The sequence below is a fragment of the Kitasatospora sp. NPDC007106 genome (assembly GCF_040634455.1).
In the GTDB taxonomy this organism is placed as follows: Bacteria; Actinomycetota; Actinomycetes; order Streptomycetales; family Streptomycetaceae; genus Kitasatospora; species Kitasatospora arboriphila.
This window is the reverse complement of the sequence record NZ_JBEYFP010000011.1, coordinates 17,935-44,040: the sequence shown is the minus strand read 5'-3', so window position 1 is coordinate 44,040 and position 26,106 is coordinate 17,935. Positions and strand designations below refer to the sequence as shown.

The following is a 26,106-nucleotide window of genomic DNA, read 5'->3' as shown; positions in this document are numbered from 1 at the left end:
GCACCACTACCCCGCCCCCGTGTGGGTCAGCGTTTTCGGCAGCGGGGGGGCCGTCCCCGCGGCCGCGCCGCGGACGGCTCACGGCACGGCGGGCCGCGGCCCGTGGCGCTCCGGGGCGGCCTGGCAGATCAGCGCCTTCATGGGGATCTCGTCGCTGCTGGTCTACAGCCTGGTCGCCTGGATGCCCACGGTGCTGGCCGACCACGGGATGGACCGCGGCGAGGCCGGCCTGGTCTTCGCCTTCTCCAACCTGGTGCAGGTGGCCGGGGCCTTCCTGGTGCCGCTGGTCGCCGGCCGGATGACCCGCCAGCGGGCGCTGGCCGCGGCGATGGCCGTGCTCAACGGCGCCGGCATCGCCGTCCTGCTGCTCGCCCCGGTCTCCGGGGCGTGGGCGGCGGCCGCCGTCCTCGGCGTCGCCCAGGGCGGCTCGCTCGGTCTGGCGCTGGCCTTCATCGTGCTGCGCACCGACAGCGCGGCGGGCGCCGCCCGGCTGAGCGGGATGGCGCAGGCCGTCGGCTACCTGGTGGCGGCGGCCGGGCCGGTCGGTGCCGGTGCGCTGCACCAGGCGACCGGCGGGTGGACGGTGCCGCTGGCCCTGCTGCTGGTGCTGGCGGGCGCCGCCGCCGCGGCGGGCTGGGGAGCGGGACGGGACGTCACCGTCCGCTGACGTCCCCGTCCCCGTGCCGCGGCTGCCTCACTCCTCCCCGGCGAGGGTGAGGCCGCCGAGGCGGACGGCGGCCAGCAGGGTGGAGGCCACCGCGACGACGACCAGCAGCGGGACGGCGACCGTGAGCGCCACGTCCGCCTCGATCGAGCCCCGGGCGGCGATCGACTTCGCCACCGACAGGCCCCACTGCTGGACGCTCAGCGTCCGGGCGCCGGGCACGAAGTTGCCCACCAGGCTCTCCCAGACCAGCGCGTAGCCGAGTCCGGCCACCACCGCGTGCCGGGTGGCGACGCCGAGCAGCAGGAAGAGCGCGCTGTACGCGGTGCCGGCGACCAGTGTGCCGGCGGTGTAGGCGACGGCCAGGCCGTCCCGGGTGCCGCAGAGCACCAGGCCGGCGATCAGGGTGGGCACGGCGGCGAGCAGCCAGGTCGCGGCGACGGCCACGGTCAGCTTGGTGGTGATGATCCAGTGCCGGGGCAGCGGCTTGGCGAGCAGGTAGACGATCGAGCCGTCCTCGATCTCGGTGGCGATCACGCCGGTGCCGACCACCAGCGCCAGGATCGGCAGCAGGGTGCCCATGCCGAGCCGGCCGAGGACGGTGGCGGCGAGGTCCTCCGGGGTGTCGGCGGTCAGCCGGGCGATGACGGCGACGAGCAGCAGCAGGGCGGGGACGACCAGCAGCAGGATGCCGCTGCGGCGCCCCAGCAGGCCGCGCACGGTCAGCCTGGCGACGGTCACGTTCACGGTTCGGCCTTCCTTCGGGCGTGGTTCGGGCGTGGGTGCCGGCGGGTCCGGCCGGTTCGGGGACTGTCCGGGGATGTCCGGGGACGGTCCGGGACGGCTCAGGAGGCGACGAGGTAGGAGAAGACGCTCTCCAGCGACTCGTCGGCCGGGGAGACGGTGTAGAGCCGGATGCCGGCGTCCTTGGCGACCCGGGGGAGCAGGGTGGTGAAGCCCTGGAAGTCGACGGCCTGGATGCGCAGGGCGCGCTCCTGTCCGTCGAACTCGATGCCGGCGGTGGAGCCGTCCGCGATCAGTGCGGCGGCCAGCCGGCGGTCGTCGCTGGAGCGGACCAGGTAGCGGTGCGGGCGGCTGGTCATCAGCCGCCGGATCCTGCGGAAGTCGCCGGATGCCGCGTGCCGTCCGGCGACCACGACCTCGATGTGCCGGGCGAGCTGCTCGACCTCCTCCAGGATGTGCGAGGAGAAGAGCACCGTGCGGCCCTCGGCGCCGAAGCGGCGCAGCAGCTCCATCAGCTGGAGGCGCTGGCGCGGGTCCATGCCGTTGAACGGCTCGTCGAGCAGCAGCACGGCGGGGTCGTGGACGAGCGCGGAGGCCATCTTGACCCGCTGCTTCATGCCCTTGGAGTAGGTGCCGGTCTTCCGGTCCTGGGCGTACTCCATCTCGACCAGGCCGAGGGCGCGCCGGGCGGCGGCGGCCGGGTCGGCGAGGCCGTGCAGCTCCGCGTTGGCGAGGACGAACTCCCAACCCGTCAGGTAGTCGTACATCGACTCGCGCTCGGGGACGAGTCCGATCGCCCGGTACGCCTCCTGGTTGCGCCAGATCGGGACGCCGTCGAGGGAGACCTCGCCGGCGGACGGCGGCAGGAAGCCGCTCATCATGTGGATGAGGGTGGACTTGCCGGCGCCGTTGGGGCCGAGCAGGCCGGTGACGCCCGGCCCGATCTGCATGGAGACGTCGTTCACGGCGACGACGTTGCCGAACCAGCGGGAGACCCGGTCGATGGTGATGACGGCCATGGCGAGCTCTCAGATCTTCCGGTAGCGGCGGTCGGTGAACCAGTAGCAGGCTGCGGCGAGCAGCAGGATCTCGGCGCCGAAGAGCAGGGCGGCACCGGCACCGGGGGCGTGCACCACGCGCGAGTTGGCGACCAGGCCGAAGACCTGGTTGGTGAAGCCCTCGACGAGCCAGCTCGGCGAGAGCATCGCGGCCCAGTTGGCCTTCTCCGGGACCTCCGCCCACTCGCCGCCGGCCAGCACGTAGACGATCCGGGCGATCACGCTGCTGACCGCCATCACGCCCATGATCGACGCGACGCCGAAGCCGCGGCGCGGCGTGCTCGCCGCGATCAGCAGGCCGATCGCGGAGTAGACGACCGCGTAGAGCAGGGCGGTGACCAAGCCGTAGAGCAGGTGGACGGTGTGGTGGCCGAAGTCCATCCGGCCGAGCAGCGCGCCGAGGTAGAGCACCAGCAGCGGGCCGGCCATGACGATCATCATCGCGCTGGTCATCGCCGCGAACTTGGCCCGCACGTAGTCGGCGCGGGTGATCGGGCGGGAGAAGTACAGCGGGACGGTGTGGTGCCGCAGGTCGCGGGAGAGCAGCACCGGCGCCTGGGCCGCGAGGAAGATCCAGGTCAGCACGCCGATCCAGCCCAGGAGCCCGGTGTAGTCCAGGATCGGCTTCTCCATCTTCATGAAGATCTGGATGGCGGCCACGATCAGGGCGAGGAGCAGCGGCAGCGCCAGCACCACCATCGGCAGCACCTTGGAGCGGCCGGAGCGGCCGAGTCCGAAGGCGGCGCGCAGGCTCTGCTGGTACAGCGAACGGGTGGCGTAGCCGCGGCCCAGCCTGGGGCCCTCGTAACGGCGGTAGCCGATGTTGTGGATCACTCCGCCGTCGGCGGCGGTGCGGGCGTCAGGAGACGGATGCATCTGCGGGACCTCCTGTCCGCTCGGCGCGGTCGGCGGGCTGGGTGAAGATCTCGGCGACCCGGTGGCGGCGCTGCTCCAGGCGGACCAGGCCGAGACCGAGGTCGGCGACGGTGTCGCGGACGGTGTCGTAGGTGCTGTCGTCCTGGATCTCGACGAGCAGGATCCGGGAGCCGTCCATGGCGACGGAGAGCCCGGCCGCGGCGAGCCGCTCGCGGACGGCGGCGTCCGGGTCGGCGAGGGCGTCCTGCGGGTGGTCGGTCACCTCGACCGCGAGGACCTGGGTGGCCTCGGTGAAGGAGGCGGTGGAGGAGGACCGCAGGAGCCGGCCCCCGTCGATCACCACCAGGTGGTCGCAGGTGCGCTCCAGCTCGCCGAGCAGGTGCGTGGTGACCAGCACCGAGATGCCGAAGTCGGTGTGCACCCGGCGGATCAGGCCCAGCATCTCGTCGCGGCCGACCGGGTCGAGGCCGTTGGTCGGCTCGTCGAGCAGCACCAGCTGCGGGTCGTGGACGAGTGCCTGGGCGAGCTTGACCCGCTGCTTCATGCCCGTCGAGTAGCCGCCCATCGGGCGGTAGCGCTCCTCGTACAGGCCGACGTGGCGCAGGATGTCGGCGGTGCGCTCGCGGGCGGCCGCGGCGGGCAGGCCGGCCATCCGGGCCATGTGCACCACGAACTCGGTCGCGGAGACGTCCGGCGGCAGGCAGTCGTGCTCGGGCATGTAGCCGACCCGCTCGCGGATCGCGGCGCCCTCGGTGGCGATGTCGAGGCCGAGCACGCGGCCGGTGCCGGAGGTGGCCGGGGAGAGCCCGAGCAGGATCTTGATCAGGGTGGACTTGCCCGCCCCGTTGGCGCCCACCAGGCCGACCACCCCGGGCTGCACCTCTACGGTCAGCTGGTCGAGGGCGGTGACCCGGGGGAACCTCTTGGTGAGGCCGTCCGTTGCGATGACTGTGGACACGCCCCTCAACGTAGTGGTGCGGCGCCCCCACGGGAATGAGCTGGGATGACGAGCCCGGCGTGATCCTCCGGTATGACGGGGCGGCGACGTCCCCTAGGGGTCGCCGCCGCCCGTGACCTGCCCGGACGGGATCGTCGGCCAGGCATCAGCCCGGCATCAGCCTGGAATCACCGCAGCATCTGCGACTGCAGCAGGGTCACCTGCCGGTAGGCCTGCAGCGGCACCCCGGCCGGGTTGGTCATCACGATGCTCACGGCAACGTCGCCCTGGGCCAGGAAGGCCGCGCGGGCGGTGGGCTGCCCCTTCGCCTTCTCCTCGGACGCCCGCACGGACAGGGTGGCCACGCCGAGCGACGGGTCGACCTCGACGTCGGAGAAGCCGAGTTCGGGCACGCCCGCGGGCAGGGACGAGCCGAGCTCGGCCAGCATGCCGCTCGCCTCCCCGCGCGAGCCGAACCGGAACAGCCAGATGTCGGTGCGGGTGCCGTCGGCCGCCGTCCAGGTCCTGCGGGTGGCCGCCCGGCAGGCGAACTCGGTCATTCCCGCGTCCAGCCGGGCCTTCGCCGCGTTGCCCGCCGTGTAGTCGGCGCAGGCGACGAAGGACACGCCACCGGCGGCACCGGCAGACGGGGCACCGGCGGACGGCGCACTGCTCGCCGAGGTACCGGGGGACGGGGCACCGCTCGCCGGGGCACCGCTCGCCGGTGCTGCCGGTGCGGGCGCGCCGGCGGCGGGCCGCTCCGGCACCGCGCCCTCGGGCAGCGGCAGCAGCAGACCGCGCAGGTCCGCGAAGTGGCGGCCGTACGAGGCCGCGTCGTCCGGTGCGGGTTTGCCCGACGGAAGCGGAGGGAGCGTCAGCGGCGGGAAGGCGTACCGGCCGTCGTTGGGGGTGGCCAGGCCCGGGATGTCGGTGCGGTCCGGCGCGGCGACGGCGAGCGCCGCCCCGGTGCCGGACAGCAGCAGCACGAGGGCGGCCGCGCCCCAGCGGAGCAGGGTGGCCCGGCTGCGGGGGCGGTCGGCGCCCGCCGACTCCAGCAGTTCGGGAGCGCGGCCCCAGGCGTCGCCGGGCGCGGGCGTCCCGGCCACGGACGCCTCGACGGCGGTCATCTCCGTGGTGGGATTTTCCGTGGTGGGGGCTTCCGGGGCGGGTTCCGGGGCCGGCGGCACGGGGGCGGTGGTGTCGGTCATGCGGACGCTCCGGGGATGGCCAGCCGGTCGAGCTGCTGGGCGAAGAGGGGGACGATGCGGTCCTTCGGCAGCGGGGCGATGCCCTGCACGCTCAGCACCACCCGCAGGTCGCCGACCGCGGCCGAGCACTCCAGCTCGTCGATCTCCGCGCCCGGGGCCAGGTGCGGCAGGTAGCAGTGCGCCTCGGGGTGGCCCGGGATCTGCGGTCCGCCGCGGAACAGCCCGGAGTCCGAGCCGAGCGCCGCCACCCAGGCGTCGTGCGCCCGGACGGCGTCCTGGTGGTACTGCAGCAGCCAGACGGTCACCTGCAGGCTGCCGTCGTCGGACGCCAGGCCACGCACGCCGCCGCCCTTGAGGACGGACTGCTGCCAGGCCTTGCGGACGCCGTCCTGCAGCTTGGCGGGCAGGCCGCGGACCTCGTCCTCGACCCACGCCTTGCGCTGTTCCTCGGTCAGTTCGGTGTCGTTGCCGAACTGACCGGAGTCCGGGCCCAGGTGGAAGCCGGCCGGCACCGGGAGCAGCAGGTCCCGCATGGAACCGAAGTGGCTGCCGCCCTGCTTGGCGCCGAAGGACGGCGTGGCCGAGGCGGACGGCGCACCCGAGGGGGCCGCGGACGCGGACGCCGCGGGCCGCTCGTCCTGCTCGGTGTGGAGGATGCCGAGACCGATGCCGACGCCGAGCAGTGCCGCGGCCGCCACGGACGCGGTGGCCCGGACGGCGAACGGCACCCGCGCCCGCCCCGGCCCGGCGGATGCCGGCGGTGCGGTCGGTGCCGGCTGCACGGTCGGATCGGGCTGCACGGTCGGATCGGGCTGCTCGGGGGGTGCCGGCGGCAGCTCGGCGGCGGGCTCCGCTGCGAGCTCGTGGGCGGCCGGGTTCATGGTGGTGTCGCTCACTTCAGCCGCTCCCACTGACGGATCGCCAGGTTCTTGATCTCTTGGCCGTCGACGGGCTTCGGGGAGAACATCTCGATCCGCATGACGACGGATCCGCGGACGGCCGTCGCCTGGGCGGAGTAGTACTCCTCGGTGCTGTCGGCGTAGTGCTCCGGCTCCGCGGGGGCCTCGTAGTGGCCGTTGACGGTGCCCTCGATCGTCCCGCCGTTCTTCGGGACGACGATCGTGAACGCCGAGGCGGCCGATCCGATGTCGTCCGCGCCGAACTGGATGAGCTCGATCCGGTAGTGCACGTCGCCGCGGCGGTAGGCGAGCAGTGCGTCCCGCCGGAAGTGGTGCTGCATCAGGCGGCGGAACTCGCCGGCCGAATCGCCGACCATCATCGCCTTGTCGCCGGCGCTGAGCCAGCCCACGCCGGTGTCGCCGTAGCCGTAGTTGTCCCACTCCTCGGCGTCGGCAGGGCGCCCGATCAGCAGCTTCCGCAGGTCGCCGTCGATGGCGAGCGGCTTGGGTTCGGCGGCCGCGGCGGCGGCCGGGTCGAGCGGCTGCGCCGGGTAGTGCAGGGCCTCGACGGCGAGCGGCGGCAGCGGCGTCTCGGGCCTGGCGGCCTGGACGGCGTAGCCGATGCCGGCGCCGAGCACCGGCCCGAGCAGCACGGCGGCGAGCAGCAGCCGGGCGGTCCGCGGGGCCCGGCCGGGCACGACCGGGGCCGCGGCTTCGGTGTCGGTCTCGGTGCCGGTGTCGATGCCGGTCTCGGTGCCGGTGTCGGGGGACGCCGGGATGTCGGTGGTCACGGGGTGCTCCTGCTCGGAGGGGGAGGTCGCCGGATCCGTCTCCGGCCTGGGCTCAGCCACCGGTGGCCAGCCGTTCGCGCTGGCGCTTCATCGCGTCGACCAGCAGCGCCCTGTCGGGCGTGCCCTTCACGTACACGGTGATCTCGTACTGGACGTCACCGGAGAAGGAGACGCCGACCATCTTCCCCGTCCAGGCCTCCTGTTCGGGCTTGAGCATGATGCCCTTGGCGTTGTCGTCGCCCGCGATGTCGAAGGTGTCGCCGTGCTTGAAGCTCAGCCCGTCGGCGAACTCCTTGGCCATCTGCCGGCTCTTGAAGCGCAGCAGCCGGACGTACACCTCCTGGGTGCCGTCGGCGGTGCGGTAGCGGCGATCCGCGGCGTCGTCCTTGTAGCCGTACGAGCGGAGGATCTCCGGCATCTCCGACGCGTTGCCGAACTGCCCGGCGACGTCGTCGGTGCTCAGCGTGGTGCCGTCCGAGGCCCCGTAGGACTCGGCGCCGGCCGGCAGCGGCAGCAGGAAGTAGCGGATGTCGCCGCCGTGCGTGGAGCCGTCGACGGTGCCGTGCACGGTGCTCGCCGGGGAGGGCGTCGGCGAGGGCGTCGGCGAGGGCGAGGGCGCCGCCGGGGACGGCGCCGGGGACGGCGCCGCGGAGGGGGTGGCGGAGACCGTGGCCGCCGGGGCGGCGGACGGTGCCGCGACGGCCCGCGGCGGGTCGTCGGACCGTCCGACGGCCACGGTGGCGGTGGCACTGGCCGCCGTCACGGCGAGCAGGCCGACCGCGGCCAGCACCACCCGGGCCGCGCGCGGAAGCTGCCGCACCGTCACGGCGCGGGCCGGAACGGCCTGGCCGTCAGAACCCTCTGGGGCAGCGGCGGGTGCGGGCATCTCGGCGCCCGGTGAGGCCGGAGCTTCGGGCGCGGCCGGAGCTCCGGCGGGTTCGGGCGCGGGCGCGCTCTCGGGCACGGGCGCGTTTTCGGGCGCAGACAAGGGACTCCCCGTAAAAGGCAGGCGGATTGCCGCGCGCGGGCTCCGGACGGGCACCCCCGTTCGCCGCCGTCCGAGCCTCTGACCACGCGTGACACGGAATTATGAGAGCGCGGCGACCCGGCCGACAATCGAGTTCCCGGAGACATTCCGCGCGAGGTCCACCCATGTCCGACACGTCGTGATCGAACCGCAACGAGCGGCGGTTCTGCCGGTGTCAGTCCTCGCCGGGCTCCTGCTTCCCCGTCGGCCCGTCCGCCGGGGGCCCGTCCGCCGCGGGCCCGTCCGCCGCGGGCCCGTCCGCCGCAGGTCCGGCCGGGGCGGGTTCGGCCGGGCCGGGTCGTTCGGCGGCGGGGGCGCCGGGCTGGCCCGGAACGTACGCGGCCGGCCGGGCGGACAGGCCCGCCGCCTCGGCGAGGGCGACGTCCAGGCTCTCGCGCCGGATCCGGCGGTCGATGTACAGCAGGCCGTTGGTGAGCGGGGTCAGCGGGACGGTGAGTGCGGTGGCGAGCACGACGCCGATCACCGTGCAGAAGGCGAAGGTCACCAGTGCGGCCACGCTCGGCGGGGACGCCTGCGCGTACGGGTCTCCCGCCGCCGTGCTCCCCATCGAGGCGAACAGCACGAACATGCCGACCACCATGCACGGCACCGCGACGATCTGGGCGGCGAACGAACCGACCAGTCCGACGATGTACGGGATGCCCAGGCTGCGCCACCAGTTGCCCTCGTTCAGCCGCCAGGCGCGGCGGATCGCGGCGACCGGCCGGGCGTCCTCCAGAACCAGGACGGGCACCTCCAGGACCAGGCGCACCTGCACGTAGACCGCGCCCACCCAGCCCGGGAGGAAGAACAGCGCGCCCAGGACGATCCCCGCCTCGGAGCCGAACAGCAGCCCGGCGAGCACCGGGAGCACGAAGGAGACCACGAGGACGCCCGCGCAGATCAGGCCGGTGAGCAGCTGCGTCGCCAGCACCCGCCACAGCATCGGCCGTGCCTCGGCCCAGACCTCCCGGGTGGAGATCCTGCGGCCGATCACGGCGTACCGCACCACCACCGTGGCGGTCGCCGAGGAGACGGCGGAGAGCGCCGTCAGGACCACCAGGAGGAGCAGGAAGGCGCCGGCGACGGTCGCCGCCACGGCGACCGCGTCCGCCGTGGAGGGCAGCTCGTCGTTGTGGACGGCCTGCCACGGCCCGTCCAGTGCGACGGCGGCGACGGCGGCGAACGCGCCGAACGCCGCGACGGCGGCCAGGGCCGTCCACATCACCGGCACGAGCAGGGCGGCCGGGTAGCGCTGCACGGTCGTGAAGACGCCCGAGATGATCTCGCCGACGCCCAGCGGCCGGAGCGGCACCACCCCGGGCTTCGGCGCCTCCACGACGTACCCCCGGGGCACCCCGCCCGGAGCACCGGGCCCGTGGTGCGGCCCCCGCCAGTCCCCGCCACTGCTCATTGCCGGTCCCCTCCCTCGACCCGCCGCGGCCGCGGCGCGAGACCGAAGCGTAGAAGGCGCCGCCGACGCCCGCCGCCGGGGGGTCGGGGACGAAGGACCGGGAGCGGGCCGAGCCGTCACGTGCTGCGGTGGAGACCTCCCGGCGAGCCGGCTCCTCAGGTCACCGGGCGCTCAAGGTCGGGAGCCGTCCTGGCCCGTCCGCGACCGGGCGACCCAGAGCGCTCCCTGTCCGATCATCAGGACTCCTGCCAGCTGGGGCACGTGGCGTACGAATGGATCGTCCCCCAGCGGGAACCAGCCCAGCGCGGTGCCGACGATCAGCACGATTCCGAGGACGGCGAGTGCCCCACCGCGCATGAGCCGGAACGTGCCGTTCGGCGATCGACGGACGGACTCCTCGCGTCGACACCGTCAGGAAGATCATGATCACGCGGAGTCATGTCGTGATCCTGCCTTCTCCGATCGTCCGTCAATCTTTTTGATTCGAAGGCTTTGACGTCACGCGCCGGCCCGCCGATCGCACTTCGTCGACCGGGAGCCGAACCCGGCCGTCGAGAGGGACGACCGTGCCTCGTTCGCAGCGGTGGTCGAGCACCTTGCCCGCCGACCTCGCGGCCGCCGCCACGGCTGTCGCGCCGGGGGTCCCGTAGGGTCGAGGGCATGCGCTTGAGCACCGTGATCCTCCCCATCCACCGGTGGAGCGAGGGGCAGAAGATCTGGCGGCGTGCCGAGGACCTCGGCTTCCACGCCGCCTACACGTACGACCACCTGTCCTGGCGGTCGTTCCGGGACGAGCCGTGGTTCGGGTCGGTCCCGACGCTGACGGCCGCCGCGACGGCGACCGAGCGGATGCGGCTCGGGACGCTGGTGACCTCGCCGAACTTCCGCCACCCGGTGACGCTGGCGAAGGAGCTCATCACGCTGGACGACGTGTCCGGCGGCCGGATGACGCTGGGCATCGGGGCCGGCGGGATCGGGTTCGACGCGACGGCGCTCGGGCAGGAGGCGTGGTCGCCGAAGGAGCGGGCGGACCGGTTCGGCGAGTTCCTGCCGCTGCTGGACGAGCTGCTGCGCGAGGACTCGACGACCAGCGCGGGCACGTACTACTCGGCCGTCGAGGCCCGGAACATCCCCGGCTGCGTGCAGACGCCGCGGCTGCCGTTCTACGTGGCGGCGACCGGCCCGCGCGGGCTGCGGCTCGCGGCCGAGTACGGCCAGGGCTGGGTGACGTACGGGGACCCGAAGGGTCCGGCGGACGTTCCGGTGGAGCAGGCGCCCGCGGTGATCGCCGCGCAGCTGGCGAAGCTGACGGCGGCGTGCGAGGCCCGCAGCCGCGACGTGGCCGAGCTGGAGAAGGTGCTGCTCCAGGGCTCGACGGCGGAGAAGCCGCTGCAGTCGCTGGGCGCCTTCGTGGACTGGGCCGGCACCTACCGCGAGATCGGCATCACCGAGCTGGTGATCCACTGGCCCGTCCCCGACTCGATCTTCGAGAACGACCTCGCCGTGTTCGAGGAGATCGCCACCGAGGGCCTGGCCCAGCTGGGGTGAACCGCGGCGCGCCGGGGCGCACGCGCCGTCGCGCGAAGTGCGCCCCGACCGCCTGCGACGATCGCAAACCGTTACCCACCGGGGCGATCTGATGATGATTTAGTTGTCCTCCGTGACACATCCATTCATACGAAGGACAACCGCTGTCTGCGGGCTCGCTTCCGTCCTCCTGCTCTCCGCGTGCAGCGGGTCCGGTTCGAGCGGCGCCGCTGCCCCCTCGTCCACGACCGCGACCGCCGCACCGTCCGCCGCCGCGCCGTCCGCCACGGGGGCGGCCGGCTCGAGTGCGCCCGCGGTGCGGGAGGCCCCCGACGCCCCGGCGCTCGCCGCCTCGGTGGCGCTGAAGCCGCAGGAGTGGGCGGCCGGGTTCGTACCCGGCGATCCCTACGAGGTGGCCGCCCTGGCCGAGCGGATGGTCGACACCTCCTGCGCGTACGTGCCGAACTCCCAGGGCACCGGCCTGATCGGGGCGATGGCGCGGACGGTGCGCCGGTCGGCGGCCGGCGCGAACGCCGCGGTGCTCGGCCGTTCGGCGGCCGAGGTGTACGTGCGGGCCGAGGACGCGCACGAGGCGGTGTCCGCGCTGCGCACCGACGCCCGCCGGTGCCAGGAGGTGACCGACGACCAGTACGGCCGGAAGTACCGGGCCACCCGCGAGGTCGCCCCGCCGCGGACCACCGCCGCCGACGAGGTCTACGCCGAGGAGGGGCAGACCTCCGCGCTGAGCGGCGGCGCGGCCGAGTTCCCGTTCGTCCACGTCGCGGCCCGCCGCGGGGCGACGGTCGTCGAGGTGTTCGTGGCGGTGGAGCAGGCGCAGGGCGTGGCCGCCGCCCGCGAGCAGTCCCGCACGGTGCTGGCCGCCCTGCTGGGCAAGCTGCCTCCGCAGTAGTCCGCGGCGGCGCGGGCCGGCCCGCCGTGGAGTGTCCGCACCGGCCGCCGATACGGGGAGGGGGTATCGTCGGCCGGGACGGGACACCACGGCGGAGGGGGGCGCAGTGCACGGCAGGACGACCGGTGCCAGGACCGCCGTGCTCTGTGCCCTGCTGCTCGGCCTCTTCCTGATGCACGGCAGCCCCGCCTCGGCGGCCGACGGCTGCCACACCGACCGCCGTACGGGCGTGCCGGCCGTCGCCGCGCACCCCCACGGGTCGGCCGTCCGGGCTGCCGGGGGACCGGCCGTCCGGGCGCCGCAGCCGTACGGCACCGGCGGCCACTGCGTCTCCACCCAGGCGCGGGGCGGCGCACCGCTGCCCGCGCCGGGTCCGGCCCCGCTGTGCGGGGACGGTGCGGCGGCCGGACCGGACGGCCCGGGTGCCGCACCCACGGCCGGGGAGAGCGGACGGGCGCCCCCGGACGGCGGGCGCGGGCTGCTGCTGAAGGTGTGCGTGGCGCGCAGGTGAAGGCGCCACCCGGGTCCCGGCGGGGATCCGGGCGCTGCCGTCCGCCCTCACCGGGCCCCGACGGGGCCCGCACACCTCGGAGCACACCTGTGACCATGAAGAACCGCCGAACCCGCGTGCTCGCGGCCGCCCTGCTCGCCCTCGCCCTGACCGGCTGCGGCTCCGCCGCGAGCGGCGACGGCATGTCCGGCATGGACCACGGCTCGGGCGGCCACGCCCACGCCACGGCCTCCGGCGCGGCCGGAACCGGAGACACCACCGGCCACGACATGCCCGGACACGACGCGGGCGGCCACGAAGCGGCCGCCGGCGACGGACTCGCCGCCGAACAGGGCGGCTACCGGCTGGACCTGGCCGCGGCCGAACTGCCCGGCGGCTCCCCCGCCGAACTGCGGTTCACCGTGGCTGGCCCGGACGGCGCCCGGCTGACCGCCTTCCAGCCCGAGCAGACCAAGCCGATGCACTTCTACGCGATCCGCTCGGACCTCACCGGCTTCCAGCACCTCCACCCCGCGATGGCCGCCGACGGCACCTGGACGGCGCCGCTCGCCGGGCTGCGGCCGGGCAGCTGGCGGGTGTACGCCTCGTTCGTGCCGGACGCCGGCCCGGGCAAGGGCGCGGGCCTCGTGCTCAGCCGCCCGGTGACCGTGCCGGGCACCGCCGCCGACACCCCGCTGCCCGCCGCCGCCGCCACCACCACCGTCGACGGCTACACGCTGACCGTGGCGGGCACGCCCACCGCGGGCACCGCCACCGAGCTGAAGGTCACCGTCAGCAAGGACGGCCGGCCCGTCACCGACCTGCAGCCCTACCTCGACACCTTCGCCCACCTGACCGCCTTCCACGCCGGCGACCAGGCCTTCGCCCACCTGCACCCGCAGGCGGCCCGGGGCGCGGCGGGCGGCCCCGAGCTGACCTTCCACGCCGAACTGCCGAAGCCGGGCGACTGGCGGCTGCACCTGCAGTTCCAGACCGGCGGCACGCTGCACACCGCCGCGCTGACCCTGCGCGCCGCCTGACCGCCCGTCCCGGGAGGGCCCGCCCCGGCCCTCCCGGGACCGCCCCCTCCCGGGGCCGCCGCCCGGTACGCGAAGATGGACCGGTGACCCCCACCACCCCTCGCCCCCGCCTGATCGCCACCGACCTGGACGGCACCCTGCTGTGCAGCGGCGGCACCGTCTCCGACCGGACGGCGGCGGCCCTCGCCGCGGCCGAGCGGGCCGGCCTGCAGGTGGTCTTCGTGACCGGCCGCCCGCCGCGCTGGATGGCCCAGCTCAGCGGACACATCGGCGGCCACGGGGTGGCCATCTGCTCCAACGGCGGCGCGGTCGTCGACGTCCGGCGGGGCGAGCTGCTGGAGACCTTCCCGCTCGGCACCGAGGAGGCCCTGGCGGTGGTCCGCGCGCTGCGCGAGCGGCTGCCCGGCACCGCGTTCGCCTTCGAGTTCCCCGGCGGGTTCGCGCGGGAGCCCGAGTACACCCTGGTGATGTGGGAGTCCGACAAGGAGCACCCGGTCGCGGACGCCGAGAAGCTGATCGCCGACGGCCGGGTGGACGGCCTGTTCAAGCTGCTCGCCAAGCACCCCGACCTCGACCCGGACACCTTCCTCGTCCGCGCCCGCGAGGCCGCCGGGCACCTCGCCGAGATCACCCGGTCCAGCCCGGTCAGCCTGCTGGAGATCAGCGCCGCGGGCGTCACCAAGGCCAGCACCCTGGCCCGCTGGTGCGGCGAGCAGGGCATCGACCGCTCCGAGGTGGTCGCCTTCGGCGACATGCCGAACGACCTGGAGATGCTCGCCTGGGCCGGCGCCTCGTACGCCGTCGCCAACGCCCACCCGGACGTGCTCGCCGCGGTGGCCCAGCACACCGTCAGCAACGAGGACGACGGCGTGGCGGCCGTCATCGAGACGCTCTTCTGAGAAGCGGGCGGCGCTGCCGGGGAGGTCAGAGCCTGGCCGACCAGCGGACCCGGGTGCCGCGGCCGCGCGGGCCGGGCTCGTGCCAGGCGTCGCCGCCCAGCGCCTCCGCGCGCCGGGCGAGGTTGCGCAGCCCGCTGCGGCGGCCGCCCTCCGGGATGCCGACGCCGTCGTCGGTGACCGTCAGCAGCACGCCGGGCCGCCCGCTCTCCAGCACCTCGGGATCGCCGGTGAGCGGCCGCCCCTCGGCGTTCAGGTGCACCGTCGCGTCGACCTCGACCGCCACCCGGGACGCGCGGGCGTGCCGGGCCGTGTTGGACAGCATCTCCCGCAGCGCGGCCAGCAGCTGACGGCCCGTACCCGCCCCCACCAGGCTCTCCACCGGCCCGGTGAACCCGACCGACGGCTTGAACCCGAGCGCCGCCGCGGCCTGGCTGGCCTCCCGCAGCACCCGGGTGCGCAGGGTGTCCGGCTCGTTCCCGGTGTCGTGCTGCAGGGCGTAGATCGTGGTGCGGACCTCCTGGATCGTCGCGTCCAGCTCGTCCACCGCCTTGCCGATGCCCTCCCGCACCTCCGGGACGACCGCCCGGCGAGCCGCCCCCTCCAGCATCATCCCGGTGGCGAACAGCCGCTGGATCACCAGGTCGTGCAGGTCACGGGCGATCCGGTCGCGGTCCTGGAACACCGCCAGCCGCTGCTGGTCCCGCTGGCCCTCGGCGAGCCGCAGCGCCAGCGCCGCCTGCGAGGCGAAGGTCTGCGCGAGCTGCTTCTCCCCGTCGGTGAACGGCGCCGCCCCCCGCGTCCGCCACACCACCAGCCCGCCGAGCACCCGGCCCGCCGACACCATCGGCACCGCCAACGCAGGACCGAACCGGCGGGCCAACCGGATCACCACGTCCGGATCCGTGGACATGTCCTCGAAGTAGACGCTCTCCCCCGCCAGCAGCCGCCCGGCGAAACCGCCCTGCGGCATCAGCTCCCCCCGGACGAACTCGGCGGCCTCGCCCGAGGCGTGCGCCACCCGCAGCCGGCCGTCCGAGGTCGGCAGCAGGATCATCCCCAGCGCGCCGTCCGCCAGGTCCCGGACCTGCTCGGCGGCGACAGTCAGCGCGACCTCGGCCTCGTCCGTGGAGAGCAGCGCCGTCGTCACCGCCGCCGCACCCGCGATCCACCGCTCCCGGCGGCGCCCCGCCTCGTACAACCGGGCGTTCTCGATCGCCACCCCGGCGGCCGTCGCCAGCGCCTGGACCACCTGCTCGTCCTCCGGGGTGAAACCGCCGCCGCCCTGCTTCTCGGTCAGGTACAGATTGCCGAACACCTCACCGCGGACCCGGATCGGCACCCCCAGGAACGAGGTCATCTGCGGGTGGTGCGGCGGGAAGCCCGACGACCGCGGATCCTTCCGCAGATCGGCCAGGCGCAGCGACTCCGGGCGGTCGATCAGCGCGCCCAGGATGCCGCGGCCGGCCGGGAGCTCGCCGATCCGCGCCGCCGTCGCGTCGTCGATGCCGACGTGGATGAAGTCGGAGAGGCCGCCCTGCGGGGAGACCACGCCGAGGGCGGCGTACTCGGCGTCGACCAGCTCGGCGGCGCCGGCGGCGATCCGCTGCAGCGTCACGTGCAGGTCCAGGCCCGCGCCGACCGAGACCACGGCCTCCAGCAGCCGCTGCATCCGGTCGGTGACCGCGGCGGCCGACTGCAGGCGCTCGGACACCTCGCTGACCAGGGTGTCCAGGCCCAGCGAGGAGATCTCCGAGATCCGACCCCGGCTCCGGTCCCGGTCCCGGTCCCGGCCGGCAGGCGACTCCATGCAGCCGAGCGTATGCCGCACCCGACCGGCCCGCAGGACACCCCGGAGGACACCCCCGGAGGGCACCCCAGGGGCGCAGGTACCTGCAGAGGGCACCACCTAGGGCGCGGGGAACTGCGCACGTCGGATGCGGGCCACCGTGCGAACCGAGGCCAGGCCCGGTTCAGTCGGTGTGCCCGGCCCCGGCCTGCGCAGTTCCCCGCGCCCCTGTCTTGGCTGCCCCCGACCCGCAGGTGTGCCCGGCCCCGGCCTGCGCAGTTCCCCGCGCCCCTGATGTGGCTATCGCCGTCCCGCGGGGGTGAGTTCGTGGTGGGCGAGGGTGGCGAGGTGGGAGCCGGGGCGGGTGATGAGGTCGGACCAGCGGCCGCGTTCGGCGATGCGGCCGTGGTCGAGGACGATCACCTCGTCGACGGTGGTGTCGTCGAGGCCGGCGAGGCGGTGGGTGATGAGGAGGGTGGTGCGGCCGGCGGTGGCGGCGAGGAGGTCCGCGGTGAGGGCGTCGGCGGTGGGCAGGTCGAGGTGTTCGGCGGGCTCGTCGAGGATCAGTACGGGGAAGTCGGCGAGCAGGGCGCGGGCGAGGGCGAGCCGCTGGCGCTGGCCGCCGGAGAGCCGGGCGCCGTGTTCGCCGACCATGGTGTCGAGTCCGTCGGGGAGGGTGTCGACCCAGGGCAGCAGGCGGGCGGCGGCGAGCGCCCCGCGGAGGGCGTCCTCGTCGGCGTCCGGCCGGGCGAGCCGCAGGTTCTCCCGCAGGGAGCTGTCGAAGACGTGGGCGTCCTGCGCGCAGAGGCCGATCACCCGGCGGACGTCCTCGCCGGTGAGGGTGCGGGTGTCGGCGGCGTCGGGCCCGAGGGTGATGCTGCCGGCGGTCTGGTCGAGGAAGCGCAGCAGGACGTGGGCGAGGGTGGTCTTGCCGGAGCCGGAGGGGCCGACGACGGCGACCCGGCGGCCGGGGGTGAGGTCGAGGTCGATGTCGTGGAGGGCGTCGGTGTGCTGTCCGGGCCAGCGGGCGGTGAGGCCGCGGACGGCGACCGGCAGGGGGGCGGTGGGCAGCGGGCTGGGTTCGGCGGGTTCGGTGACGGGTTCGGGGGCGGTGAGGACCTCGTCGAGGCGGGCGCGGGCGGTGCGGCTGCGCTCGCGGAAGCGGACGGCGGTGGGCATCCCGGCGACGGCCTCGAACGCGGCGAGCGGGGTGAGGACGACGACGGCGAGGCAGACCCCGGGCAGGGCGCCGGTGCTGACGCCGTGCACGCCGACGGCGGCGGCGAGGACGACGGTGAGTCCGGTGACGAGGGTGGTGAGTCCGGCGCCGAGGGCGGTGCCGGCGGCGGAGCGGGCGGCGAGGCCGGTGAGCCGGTCGTCGGCGTCGCGGGCGGCGGCGAGGCGGCGGGGGAGGGCGCCGGCGACGGTGAGTTCGGCGGTGCCGGTGAGGGTGTCGAGGACGGCGGTGGTGAGGGCGCCGCGGGCGGCGGCCTGGCGGCGTTCGGCGCGGCCGGAGATCCGGGCGGCGAGGGCGGGGACGGCGGCGCCGGCCAGCAGCAGGCCGAGGGCGAGGACGGCTCCGGCGGCGGGCAGCAGCAGGCCGAGGGCGGCGGCGGAGCCGGCCGAGACGAGCGCGGCGACGGCGGCGGGCAGCCGCCAGCGCAGGTGGTGGTCCTGGACGGCGTCGACGTCGGCGACGAGCCGGGCGAGCAGGTCGCCGCGGCGGTAGGCGGGCAGCCCGGCGGGGGCGAGCCGTTCGAGGCGGCGGTAGACGGCGACCCGGTCGCCGGCCAGCGCCTTGAGGACGGCGTCGTGGGAGACCAGCCGTTCGGCGTAGCGGAAGACGGACCGACCGATGCCGAAGGCGCGGACGGAGGTGACGGCGACCATCAGGTAGAGCACCGGCGGCATCTCGGAGGCGCGGGAGATCAGCCAGCCGGAGGTGCCGAGGAGGGCGACCGCGCAGCCGAGGGCGAGGGTGCCGAGCAGGACGGCGCCGGCGAGCCGGGGCCGGGTCGGCGGGTGGGGCTCGGGTCCGTCCTCGGTGGCGGGCCGGACCTGCACGGGTCGGACGGCAGCGGGCGCGGCGGGCAGCGGTTCCGCCGGGGCGTCGGCGGCGGGGCCGGGCAGGTGGTGGACGCGGTCGGCGGCGGCCAGCAGGGCGGGCCGGTGGGCGACCAGCAGGACGGTGCGGGTGCCGTGCAGGGCGCGGACGGCGTCGACGACGGCGGCCTCGGTGGCGTTGTCGAGGTGGGCGGTGGGCTCGTCGAGGACCAGCAGCGGCCGGTCGGTGAGCAGGGCGCGGGCGAGCGCGAGGCGCTGCCGCTGGCCAGCGGAGAGGCCGGCGCCGCCTTCGCCGAGCAGGGTGTCGGGGTCGGCGAAGTCGAGGGCGTGGGCGGCGGCGAGCGCGGCGGCGACCTCGCCGTCGGTCGCCCCGGGGCGGGCGAGCCGGACGTTCTCGGCGACGGTCCCGGCGAAGAGGTGGGGGTGCTGGGGCACCCAGGCGATCTGGCGGCGCCACTCCTCGGGGTCGAGGTCGGCGAGGTCGTGGCCGCCGACCCGGACGGTGCCGGCGTCGGGCCGGACGAAGCCGAGCAGCGCGGCGATCAGGGTGGACTTGCCGGCGCCGCTGGGCCCGGTGAGGGCGGTGGTGGTGCCGGGTTCGAGGGTGAGGGTGGCGCCGTCCAGGGCGGGGGTGCTGCGGCCGGGGCGCAGCACGGTGACCGCGTCGAGTTCGACCGGGGTGTCGGCGAGCGGCGGGACGGGGCGGGTGCCGGCGGCGGGCAGCGGGGTCTCCAGCAGGTCGAAGACCTGTCCGGCGGCGCTGAGTCCTTCGGCGCTGGCGTGGTAGAGCGCGCCGACCTGGCGGATCGGCAGGTGGACCTCGGGGGCGAGGACGAGGACGAGCAGCCCGGTCTCCAGGTCGAGGGTGCCGTCGACCAGCCGGAAGCCGACGGAGACGGCGACCAGGGCGACGGAGAGGGTGGAGAGGAGTTCCAGGGCGAAGGAGGAGACGAAGGCGATCCGCAGGGTGCGCAGGGTGGCGCGGCGGTGCTCGTCGGTGATCCGGGCGATGGTGCGGGCCTGGGCCCTGGCCCGGTCGAAGACCTTGAGGGTGGGCAGGCCGGCGACCACGTCGAGGAAGTGGTGGGAGAGCCGGGCGAGCTGCTGCCACTGGCGGTCGGTGCGGGCCTGGGTGGCGAGGCCGATCAGCACCATGAAGAGCGGGATGAGCGGCAGGGTGACGGCGATGATCGCGACGGAGACCCAGTCGGCGCCGAGGATCCGGGCGAGGACGACGGCGGGGACGACGACGGCGAGGGCCAGCTGCGGGAGGTAGCGGGCGAAGTAGTCGTCGAGGGCGTCGATCCCGCGGGTGGCGAGGGCGGCGAGTTCGCCGGTGCGGCGGCCGTCGAGGGCGTCGGGGCCGAGTGCGGTGGCGTGGTCGAGCAGCCGGCCGCGCAGGGTGGACTTGACCCGGGCGACCGAGCGGTGGGCGGTGAGTTCGGTGAGCCAGGCGACGGCGGCCCGCCCGGCCGCGGTGGCGGCCAGGGCGAGCAGCGGTCCGGTGAGGTCGTACCGGTGCTGTTGGAAGGCGCGGACGACGATCTCGGCGATCAGGCCGGCCTGGACGACGACCAGGACGGCCCCGGCTCCGCCGAGCAGGACGGAGCCGGCGAGGAAGGCGCGGGTGGCGGCGGCGTACCGCAGCAGCCGGGGGTCGACGGGCTTCATCAGTGGTGCACTGCCGCGGGGATGTGCTGGACGCCGATCCGCCGGCGGAACACCCAGTACGTCCAGCCCTGGTAGAGCAGCACGATCGGGGTGAAGACCAGGGCGACGACGGTCATCACCTTGAGGGTGTAGGCCGAGGAGGCGGCGTTCTCGACGGTGAGGCTCCAGGCGGGGTTCAGGGTGGAGGGCATCACGTCGGGGAAGAGCGAGAGGAAGAGCATCGCGGTGGCGGCGGCCACGGTGGCGCCGGAGAGGGCGAACGCCCAGCCCTCGCGGCCGACCTGGTTGGCCGCCAGGGCGCCGAGCAGGGCGAGCACGGCGACGACGAGGGCGGCGAGGCTCCAGCCGTCGCCGGAGTCGACCTGGGTCCAGATCAGGAAGGCGGCGGCGAGGACGGCGGTGGCGAGCCCGAGCCGCAGGGCCTGGGCCCGGGCCCGCTCGCGGATCTCTCCGACGGTCTTGAGCGCGGTGAACACGGCGCCGTGGAAGGTGAAGAGCACCAGGGTGGTGAGCCCGCCGAGGATCGCGTACGGGTTCAGCAGGTCCCAGAAGGTTCCGGTGTAGTTCTTCTGCGCGTCGATGTCGACGCCGTGGACGATGTTGGCGAAGGCGACGCCCCAGAGGAAGGCGGGGATCAGGGAGGTCCAGAAGATGGCCAGCTCCCAGTTGCGCTGCCAGTTCTCCTCGGTGCGCTTGGCCCGGTACTCGAAGGCGACGCCGCGGACGATCAGGCAGACCAGGATGACCAGCAGCGGGATGTAGAAGCCGCTGAACAGGGTGGCGTACCAGTCGGGGAAGGCCGCGAAGGTGGCGCCGCCGGCGGTCAGCAGCCAGACCTCGTTGCCGTCCCAGACCGGGCCGATGGTGTTGATCAGGACGCGCCGCTCGGCGGTGTTCCGGGCAAGGGTGCGGGTGAGGATGCCGACGCCGAAGTCGAACCCTTCGAGGAAGAAGTAGCCCGTCCACAGGACGGCGATGAGGATGAACCAGAGGTCGTGGAGGTGCATGCCGTTTCCGTCCTCAGTAGGCGAAGGCGAGGGGCTTGTCGGCGTCGTCGCCGTCGGACGGGCCGCGCAGCACCGGGTCCTTCGCGGGCGGCCGCTCCGAGGTGTCGGGGCCGGGCTTGGCGTACTTGACGAGGAGTCGGACCTCGACGACGGCGAGGATCGCGTAGAGCGCTGTGAGGGTGATCAGCGAGCCGGTCTGCAGGCCGACGCCGACGCTGGGGGAGGAGGCGTTGGCGGTCTTCATCAGGCCGAAGACGACCCAGGGCTGGCGGCCCATCTCGGTGAAGATCCAGCCGAAGCTGTTGGCGATCAGCGGGAAGCCCATGGTGAAGATGCCGATCCGCCAGCTCCACCTGGTGAAGAAGGTGTTCATCTCAGCGTTCTTGGTGAGCATCAGGCGGGGCGGTTCCTCCTCGCCGGTGCGGTACTCCTCGGCGAGCCAGAACCTGCGGCGGGTGGTCCACAGGCCGATCAGCGCGGCGACGAAGGACGTCATGCCGAAGCCGATCATCAGGCGGAAGCCCCAGTAGGTGACGAAGATGTTCGGGATGTAGTCCTGGGGCTGCCCGCCGTACTTCGCGGCCTCCGCGGCGGCGGTGTCGTTGATGCCGGGGACGGAGCTGGAGAAGTCGCTGTGGGCGAGGAAGGACAGTATTCCGGGGATCTCCAGCTCGACCGAGTTGTGGCCGCGCGAGACGTCGCCGACCGCGAAGATCGAGAACGGGGCGGGCGACTGGGTGTCCCAGAGGGCCTCGGCGGCGGCCATCTTCATCGGCTGCTGCTCGAACATGACCTTGGCCAGGGTGTCGCCGCTGACGGCGGTGCCGAGGCCGGCCACCACGGCCATGGCCAGGCCCACCCGGAGCGAGGTTCGCATCGCGGCGGTCTTCCGGCCGTCGGTCTCCTTGCCGCGCTTGGCCCGCCACAGGTGGTACGAGGCGATGCCGACCACGAAGGCGGCGCCGGTGAGGAAGGCGGCGGTGAGGGTGTGGAAGGCCTGGACGAGGGTGGTGTTCTGGAAGAGCACCCGGGCGATGTCGGTGAGCTGCGCCTTGTGGGTGGCCGGGTCGACCCTGTAGCCGACCGGGTGCTGCATCCAGGAGTTGGCGGCCAGGATGAAGTACGCGGACAGCACCGTCCCGAGCGCGACCATCCAGATGCAGGCGCAGTGGATCTTCTTCGGCAGGCGGTCCCAGCCGAAGATCCACAGGCCGATGAAGGTGGACTCGAAGAAGAAGGCGATCAGCGCCTCCATCGCGAGCGGGGCGCCGAACACGTCGCCGACGAAGCGCGAGTAGTCGGACCAGTTCATGCCGAACTGGAACTCCTGCACGATGCCGGTGACCACGCCCATCGCGATGTTGATCAGGAAGAGCTTGCCCCAGAACTTGGTGGCGTGGAAGTACTTCTCCTTGCCGGTCCGGACCCAGGCGGTCTCCAGGCCGGCCACGGTCGCGGCCAGGCTGATCGTCAGCGGGACGAACAGGAAGTGGTAGACGGTGGTGATGCCGAACTGCCATCTGGCGACCGTCTCGTGCGCGACTGCCAGGTCCACAGCGCTCTCCTCAAATCCGCCATCATCCGGACAAACGGGTGTCTAGCACGCATCCACGCCGAAGCATCCCAAGCTTGTCCGCTTGTGAAAGTGAACACGTTCACAAGCGCAGTATGCACCACTCCTACATCGGCAGATGAGGCGGGGGTGTGGTTGTGCGTCCATCGGATGATCCGACGGAACGCGGCGCGGTCACAACCGGCGGCCAGGCGGGTCGGTTCGACGACCTGGCACTTGACAGGAGGCTCCGGCGTCCGGCGCGCTCAGAGCTGGCGGGGCAGCAGCACCCGGAACGCGGCGCCGTCGCCCGGCGCGGTGTCCAGGCTCAGGGTGCCGCCGTGCGCACTCACCAGGGCCGAGGCGATGGCCAGGCCGAGGCCCGCTCCCCCGCCCTCCCGGCGGCTGCGCGAGGCGTCCACCCGGTAGAACCGCTCGAAGACCAGCGAGGCCTGGTCGTCCGTCATGCCCGGTCCCCGGTCCGCGACCTCCAGCAGGCAGCGGCCGTCCACCGACCCGACGCCGATCCGCACCGCGGTGCCCGGCGGGGTGTGCTTCACCGCGTTGCCGACCAGGTTGGTGACCACCTGGCGCAGCCGCGCCTCGTCGCCCATGACCGGTGCGGCCTGCGGCGCCCCCGCACCCGCCGGGCCGGTGAGCGAGACGGGCCGGCCCGGGTCCAGGGCCGTCAGGTCGTGCAGGGCGTCCGCGGCGAGGGTGCGCAGGTCCATCGGCGCGAGGTCGAGCGGCCGCTCCTCGTCGAGCCGGGCCAGCATCAGCAGGTCCTCGACCAGGCCGCCCATCCGGACGGCCTCCGCCTCGATACGGTCCATCGCCCGGTCGGTGTCCGGCAGCGCACCCATCCGGTGCAGTTCGGCGAAGCCGCGGATGCCCGCCAGCGGGGTGCGCAGCTCGTGCGAGGCGTCGGCGACGAAGCGGCGCATCCGCGCCTCGGACTCGGCCCGGGCCGCGAACGCCGCCTCGATCTGCGCCAGCATGCCGTTCAGGGCGGCGGACAGCCGGCCGACCTCGGTGCCGGGCGCGAGCTCGGGCATCCGGTGCGACAGCTCGCCGGAGGCGATCCGGGCGGCGCCCTCCTCGATCCGGCGCAGCGGGCCCAGCCCGGCCCGGACGGCGAACAGGCCGAGCACGGCGATCAGCAGCAGCACCACGCCGCCGATCGCCAGGAAGGCGGTGCGCAGCCGGTTGACGGTGCTGCGGACGTCGTCCAGGGAGACCGCCACCAGCACGTAGGCGGGCAGTTGGGTGCCCTGCCCGGTCACGGCGGCGCCGGAGCTGCTGCCCGGCATGCCGACCGAGGCGCCCGGGTCGACCGGCAGCACCAGGACGCGCCACTCCCCCGCGTCGTGCTCGGCCGGAACGTCGAAGGCGGTGCGCTTGCGGGCCTCCAGGGTGCCGCCGGTGAGCCCGCCGAGGTACGGGGCGCCGTCGGAGTCGGTGACCGGCTGGCGCAGCACCATCTCCACCGCGCCGTCCCGGCCCAGGTACTGGACGACGTACTGGCTGGGCAGGAACTGGTTGATCCGCCGGCCTGCACCGCCCCCGCCGCCCGCCCCGCTGCCGTCGGCCTGGCCGGCACCCGCACCGCCGGCCCGCTGACCGCCGCCCTGACCGGTGCCGTTCTGACCGCCCTGACCGGTGCCGCCCTGACCGTTCTGACCGCCCTGACCCGCGCCCTGGCCACCCGCCTGGCCACCGGACGGCATCCGGCCGGGCACCCGGCGGGAGAGCGGTTCGCCGAAGCGCTGCAGCTGCTGGTCGGTGCGCTCGACCAGCTGCGACTCGACGGTGGCGATGACCAGGGTGTCGCTGACCACCAGGCCGGTGGTGACGAGCAGCAGGGCCAGCACGAGCAGCCGGACGCGCAGGGAGAGTCGGGCGAGCAACGGTCAGGCCTGCGGCGGGCGGCGCAGCGCGTAGCCGATGCCGCGGACGGTGTGGATCAGCTTGGGCCCGTGCACGGACGCGCCGGAGTCGAGCTTGCGCCGCAGGTAGGAGATGTAGGACTCGACGATGGAAAGGTCGCCGCCGAAGTCGTAGGCCCACACGTGGTCGAGGATCTGCGCCTTGGACACCACCCGGCCGACGTTGGCCATCAGGTAGTGCAGCAGCTTGAACTCGGTGGGGGAGAGCGAGACCGGGCGGCCCGCCCGGGTCACCTCGTGCGCGACCGGGTCGAGGGTGAGGTCGGCCACGATCAGCCGGCCGTCCTCGGCGGGGCCGCCGGCCCGGCGGAGGATCGCCCGGATCCGGGCTATCAGCTCCTCCAGGCTGAACGGCTTGGTGACGTAGTCGTCCGCGCCGAGGGCCAGGCCCTGGACCTTGTCGCCGGTGGCGTCCCGGGCGGTGAGCAGCAGCACCGGCACGTGCTCGCCCGCGGCGGGCCACCGGGTCTGGTCGCGCAGCCGCTCGACGACGGTGAAGCCGTCGAGGTCGGGGAGCATCACGTCGAGGACGACGAGGTCGGGCCGTTCGGCGGCGACGGCGGCGAGGGCCTCCTCGCCGGTCGCCGCCGAGGCCACCCGGAAGCCGGAGAACCGCAGGCTGGCGGAGAGCAGTTCGCGGATGTTCGGTTCGTCGTCGACGACCAGTAGGAACGCCTCACCGGGAGCGGCCGCCCCGCCTGCGGTCTGTACTGTCCCTGACACGTGCGCTACGCCTCCCGGTCCTCACGAAATCTTCTCATCGGACGATAGCCCGGGAAGGCTATGCGGGGTTGATGAAAGTTGGATGATGCCGCCCCCGCCATCGTAAGCGCTCCGCCCGGCTACCCGGCGGTCACCGCCGAAGCCGCCGCGGCCGCCGCGCCGCGGGCCCGGGCGCGCTTGGCGTAGAGCACCGTCCACAGCACCAGGAGGCCGGTGACGCCGTAGGAGAGCACCGAGTTCACCGCGACCATCGCGCCGGTGGACAGCACGTAGGTGAGTCCGACCCGCAGGAGCGCCTCGGCGACGTAGCCGAGCCCCCAGCCGAGGGTCAGGTTGCGCTGTACCCGACGGAAGCCCTCGAACTGCCACAGGCCGTTCCACCGGGCCAGGCCCTCGGCGCTGCCGTCGGTGCCGAACTTCCGGCCGAAGTAGAACATCAGCGGCCGGGGCGCGGCCAGCGAGGCCAGGCAGACCACCCCGAACAGCCCGGTCACCAGCGAGTCCTTGACCAGCAGGAGCCGGGCACTGTTCGGGCCGGCCACGGTGACCAGCACGGTGATCGCCAGGAACACCAGGGTGATCGCGGCGAACTCGTCGACCCGCCGGTGCCAGGCGAGGTAGACGATCACGTCGACCACCGGCCACAGACCGGAGAGCAGCAGGGCGGTGACCTCGCTGTGGCCGTGGTCGACCAGGTTGTTGTAGGTGAGCAGCGGCGCCACCACGTTCAGGCCGATGGTCAGCACCCAGCCCAGCGCGGTCGCGCCGCCGCCACCGCGGGCAGGCTTGTTCTCCGACACGGTTTCCCCCGATTTCTCTGTACATGTCGAGCCCGGACAGCCTAGTGAGGCCGTGTCAGGTCCGCCATGAAAG

At 74.2% G+C, this 26,106-nt stretch carries 22 protein-coding genes and 1 pseudogene; 6 read left to right on the top strand and 17 right to left on the bottom strand.

Annotated features, from left to right (window positions below; all coding sequences use genetic code 11):
* Positions 1 to 667, top strand: a pseudogene (locus tag ABZ641_RS02675) (MFS transporter); the annotation flags it as partial.
* Positions 668 to 694: 27 nt separating this feature from the next.
* On the opposite strand, the gene ABZ641_RS02670 reads toward ABZ641_RS02675, so the two are convergent.
* The 10 genes from ABZ641_RS02670 to ABZ641_RS02625 form a co-directional block, all read right to left on the bottom strand.
* Entirely contained in the window at positions 695 to 1,411 is a 717-nt protein-coding gene (locus tag ABZ641_RS02670; RefSeq protein WP_344624369.1) for an ABC transporter permease subunit, read from the bottom strand.
* A 98-nt stretch (positions 1,412 to 1,509) separates the two neighbouring features.
* Positions 1,510 to 2,427 carry an ABC transporter ATP-binding protein gene (locus ABZ641_RS02665; RefSeq protein WP_344624368.1) on the bottom strand — a complete coding sequence of 306 codons (918 nt, stop codon included), beginning with the start codon at positions 2,425 to 2,427 and terminating at the stop codon, positions 1,510 to 1,512.
* 9 nt (positions 2,428 to 2,436) lie between these two features.
* Positions 2,437 to 3,342 carry an ABC transporter permease gene (locus ABZ641_RS02660; RefSeq protein ID WP_344624367.1) on the bottom strand — a complete coding sequence of 302 codons (906 nt, stop codon included), beginning with the start codon at positions 3,340 to 3,342 and terminating at the stop codon, positions 2,437 to 2,439.
* Positions 3,326 to 4,300 (bottom strand): ABC transporter ATP-binding protein, encoded by a 975-nt coding sequence (locus ABZ641_RS02655; RefSeq protein WP_344624366.1) that lies wholly within the window; start codon positions 4,298 to 4,300, stop codon positions 3,326 to 3,328. Before ABZ641_RS02655 ends, ABZ641_RS02660 begins: the two co-directional genes overlap by 17 nt.
* Before the next feature lie 167 nt (positions 4,301 to 4,467).
* Positions 4,468 to 5,487 (bottom strand): hypothetical protein, encoded by a 1,020-nt coding sequence (locus tag ABZ641_RS02650; protein ID WP_344624365.1) that lies wholly within the window; start codon positions 5,485 to 5,487, stop codon positions 4,468 to 4,470.
* On the bottom strand, positions 5,484 to 6,383 hold the full coding sequence (locus ABZ641_RS02645) for a hypothetical protein (protein WP_344624364.1): 900 nt from the start codon (positions 6,381 to 6,383) through the stop codon (positions 5,484 to 5,486). The genes ABZ641_RS02650 and ABZ641_RS02645 overlap by 4 nt, the downstream gene beginning before the upstream one ends.
* Entirely contained in the window at positions 6,380 to 7,177 is a 798-nt protein-coding gene (locus ABZ641_RS02640; protein WP_344624363.1) for a hypothetical protein, read from the bottom strand. Before ABZ641_RS02640 ends, ABZ641_RS02645 begins: the two co-directional genes overlap by 4 nt.
* Before the next feature lie 52 nt (positions 7,178 to 7,229).
* The gene (locus tag ABZ641_RS02635) at positions 7,230 to 8,003 is read right to left on the bottom strand and encodes a hypothetical protein (RefSeq protein ID WP_344624362.1); all 774 of its coding nucleotides are present in this window, start codon (positions 8,001 to 8,003) and stop codon (positions 7,230 to 7,232) included.
* 376 nt (positions 8,004 to 8,379) lie between these two features.
* Complete coding sequence (locus ABZ641_RS02630) at positions 8,380 to 9,618, bottom strand: hypothetical protein (protein ID WP_359978659.1); 1,239 nt, start codon at positions 9,616 to 9,618, stop codon at positions 8,380 to 8,382.
* Between the two features lie 171 nt (positions 9,619 to 9,789).
* Positions 9,790 to 9,975 (bottom strand): hypothetical protein, encoded by a 186-nt coding sequence (locus ABZ641_RS02625; protein WP_344624360.1) that lies wholly within the window; start codon positions 9,973 to 9,975, stop codon positions 9,790 to 9,792.
* A 303-nt stretch (positions 9,976 to 10,278) separates the two neighbouring features.
* Here ABZ641_RS02625 and ABZ641_RS02620 point away from each other — a divergent pair, with 303 nt between their 5' ends.
* The 5 genes from ABZ641_RS02620 to ABZ641_RS02600 all read left to right on the top strand — a co-directional run bounded on the left by ABZ641_RS02620 (position 10,279) and on the right by ABZ641_RS02600 (position 14,484).
* On the top strand, positions 10,279 to 11,166 hold the full coding sequence (locus ABZ641_RS02620) for an LLM class flavin-dependent oxidoreductase (RefSeq protein ID WP_344624359.1): 888 nt from the start codon (positions 10,279 to 10,281) through the stop codon (positions 11,164 to 11,166).
* Between the two features lie 295 nt (positions 11,167 to 11,461).
* Complete coding sequence (locus tag ABZ641_RS02615; protein WP_344624358.1) at positions 11,462 to 12,055, top strand: hypothetical protein; 594 nt, start codon at positions 11,462 to 11,464, stop codon at positions 12,053 to 12,055.
* Positions 12,056 to 12,194: 139 nt separating this feature from the next.
* Positions 12,195 to 12,566 (top strand): hypothetical protein, encoded by a 372-nt coding sequence (locus ABZ641_RS02610; protein ID WP_359978656.1) that lies wholly within the window; start codon positions 12,195 to 12,197, stop codon positions 12,564 to 12,566.
* A gap of 95 nt (positions 12,567 to 12,661) precedes the next feature.
* Positions 12,662 to 13,585 (top strand): hypothetical protein, encoded by a 924-nt coding sequence (locus ABZ641_RS02605; protein WP_344624356.1) that lies wholly within the window; start codon positions 12,662 to 12,664, stop codon positions 13,583 to 13,585.
* Between the two features lie 83 nt (positions 13,586 to 13,668).
* On the top strand, positions 13,669 to 14,484 hold the full coding sequence (locus ABZ641_RS02600) for an HAD family hydrolase (RefSeq protein WP_344624355.1): 816 nt from the start codon (positions 13,669 to 13,671) through the stop codon (positions 14,482 to 14,484).
* 25 nt (positions 14,485 to 14,509) lie between these two features.
* Here the strand turns inward: ABZ641_RS02600 and ABZ641_RS02595 are convergent, their stop codons facing one another.
* The 7 genes from ABZ641_RS02595 to ABZ641_RS02565 all read right to left on the bottom strand — a co-directional run bounded on the left by ABZ641_RS02595 (position 14,510) and on the right by ABZ641_RS02565 (position 26,033).
* A complete protein-coding gene (locus ABZ641_RS02595) occupies positions 14,510 to 16,291 on the bottom strand; it encodes a GAF domain-containing protein (RefSeq protein ID WP_359978652.1) in 1,782 nt (593 codons plus the stop codon).
* 279 nt (positions 16,292 to 16,570) lie between these two features.
* Positions 16,571 to 20,005: a thiol reductant ABC exporter subunit CydD gene (cydD, locus tag ABZ641_RS02590; protein WP_359978649.1), complete on the bottom strand. Its 3,435-nt coding sequence runs from the start codon at positions 20,003 to 20,005 to the stop codon at positions 16,571 to 16,573.
* A complete protein-coding gene (gene cydB, locus ABZ641_RS02585; protein WP_344624352.1) occupies positions 20,005 to 21,012 on the bottom strand; it encodes a cytochrome d ubiquinol oxidase subunit II in 1,008 nt (335 codons plus the stop codon). The genes cydD and cydB overlap by 1 nt, the downstream gene beginning before the upstream one ends.
* A 13-nt stretch (positions 21,013 to 21,025) precedes the next feature.
* Positions 21,026 to 22,567 (bottom strand): cytochrome ubiquinol oxidase subunit I, encoded by a 1,542-nt coding sequence (locus ABZ641_RS02580; RefSeq protein ID WP_359978646.1) that lies wholly within the window; start codon positions 22,565 to 22,567, stop codon positions 21,026 to 21,028.
* A 263-nt stretch (positions 22,568 to 22,830) separates the two neighbouring features.
* Positions 22,831 to 24,471 carry a HAMP domain-containing sensor histidine kinase gene (locus tag ABZ641_RS02575; RefSeq protein ID WP_359978643.1) on the bottom strand — a complete coding sequence of 547 codons (1,641 nt, stop codon included), beginning with the start codon at positions 24,469 to 24,471 and terminating at the stop codon, positions 22,831 to 22,833.
* Between the two features lie 3 nt (positions 24,472 to 24,474).
* A complete protein-coding gene (locus ABZ641_RS02570) occupies positions 24,475 to 25,233 on the bottom strand; it encodes a response regulator transcription factor (RefSeq protein WP_359978641.1) in 759 nt (252 codons plus the stop codon).
* A 119-nt stretch (positions 25,234 to 25,352) separates the two neighbouring features.
* Positions 25,353 to 26,033 (bottom strand): VC0807 family protein, encoded by a 681-nt coding sequence (locus tag ABZ641_RS02565; RefSeq protein WP_344624349.1) that lies wholly within the window; start codon positions 26,031 to 26,033, stop codon positions 25,353 to 25,355.
* Positions 26,034 to 26,106: the final 73 nt, after the last annotated feature.

Excerpts from the sequence above, each read along its gene's own strand:
- cydD (WP_359978649.1), bottom strand. The coding sequence starts at position 20,005 with ATGAAGCCCGTCGACCCCCGGCTGCTGCGGTACGCCGCCGCCACCCGC.
- ABZ641_RS02625 (WP_344624360.1), bottom strand. The coding sequence starts at position 9,975 with ATGCGCGGTGGGGCACTCGCCGTCCTCGGAATCGTGCTGATCGTCGGC.
- ABZ641_RS02650 (WP_344624365.1), bottom strand. The coding sequence starts at position 5,487 with ATGACCGACACCACCGCCCCCGTGCCGCCGGCCCCGGAACCCGCCCCG.
- ABZ641_RS02620 (WP_344624359.1), top strand. The coding sequence starts at position 10,279 with ATGCGCTTGAGCACCGTGATCCTCCCCATCCACCGGTGGAGCGAGGGG.
- ABZ641_RS02595 (WP_359978652.1), bottom strand. The coding sequence starts at position 16,291 with ATGGAGTCGCCTGCCGGCCGGGACCGGGACCGGGACCGGAGCCGGGGT.
- ABZ641_RS02665 (WP_344624368.1), bottom strand. The coding sequence starts at position 2,427 with ATGGCCGTCATCACCATCGACCGGGTCTCCCGCTGGTTCGGCAACGTC.
- ABZ641_RS02630 (WP_359978659.1), bottom strand. The coding sequence starts at position 9,618 with ATGAGCAGTGGCGGGGACTGGCGGGGGCCGCACCACGGGCCCGGTGCT.
- cydB (WP_344624352.1), bottom strand. The coding sequence starts at position 21,012 with ATGCACCTCCACGACCTCTGGTTCATCCTCATCGCCGTCCTGTGGACG.
- ABZ641_RS02605 (WP_344624356.1), top strand. The coding sequence starts at position 12,662 with ATGAAGAACCGCCGAACCCGCGTGCTCGCGGCCGCCCTGCTCGCCCTC.
- ABZ641_RS02660 (WP_344624367.1), bottom strand. The coding sequence starts at position 3,342 with ATGCATCCGTCTCCTGACGCCCGCACCGCCGCCGACGGCGGAGTGATC.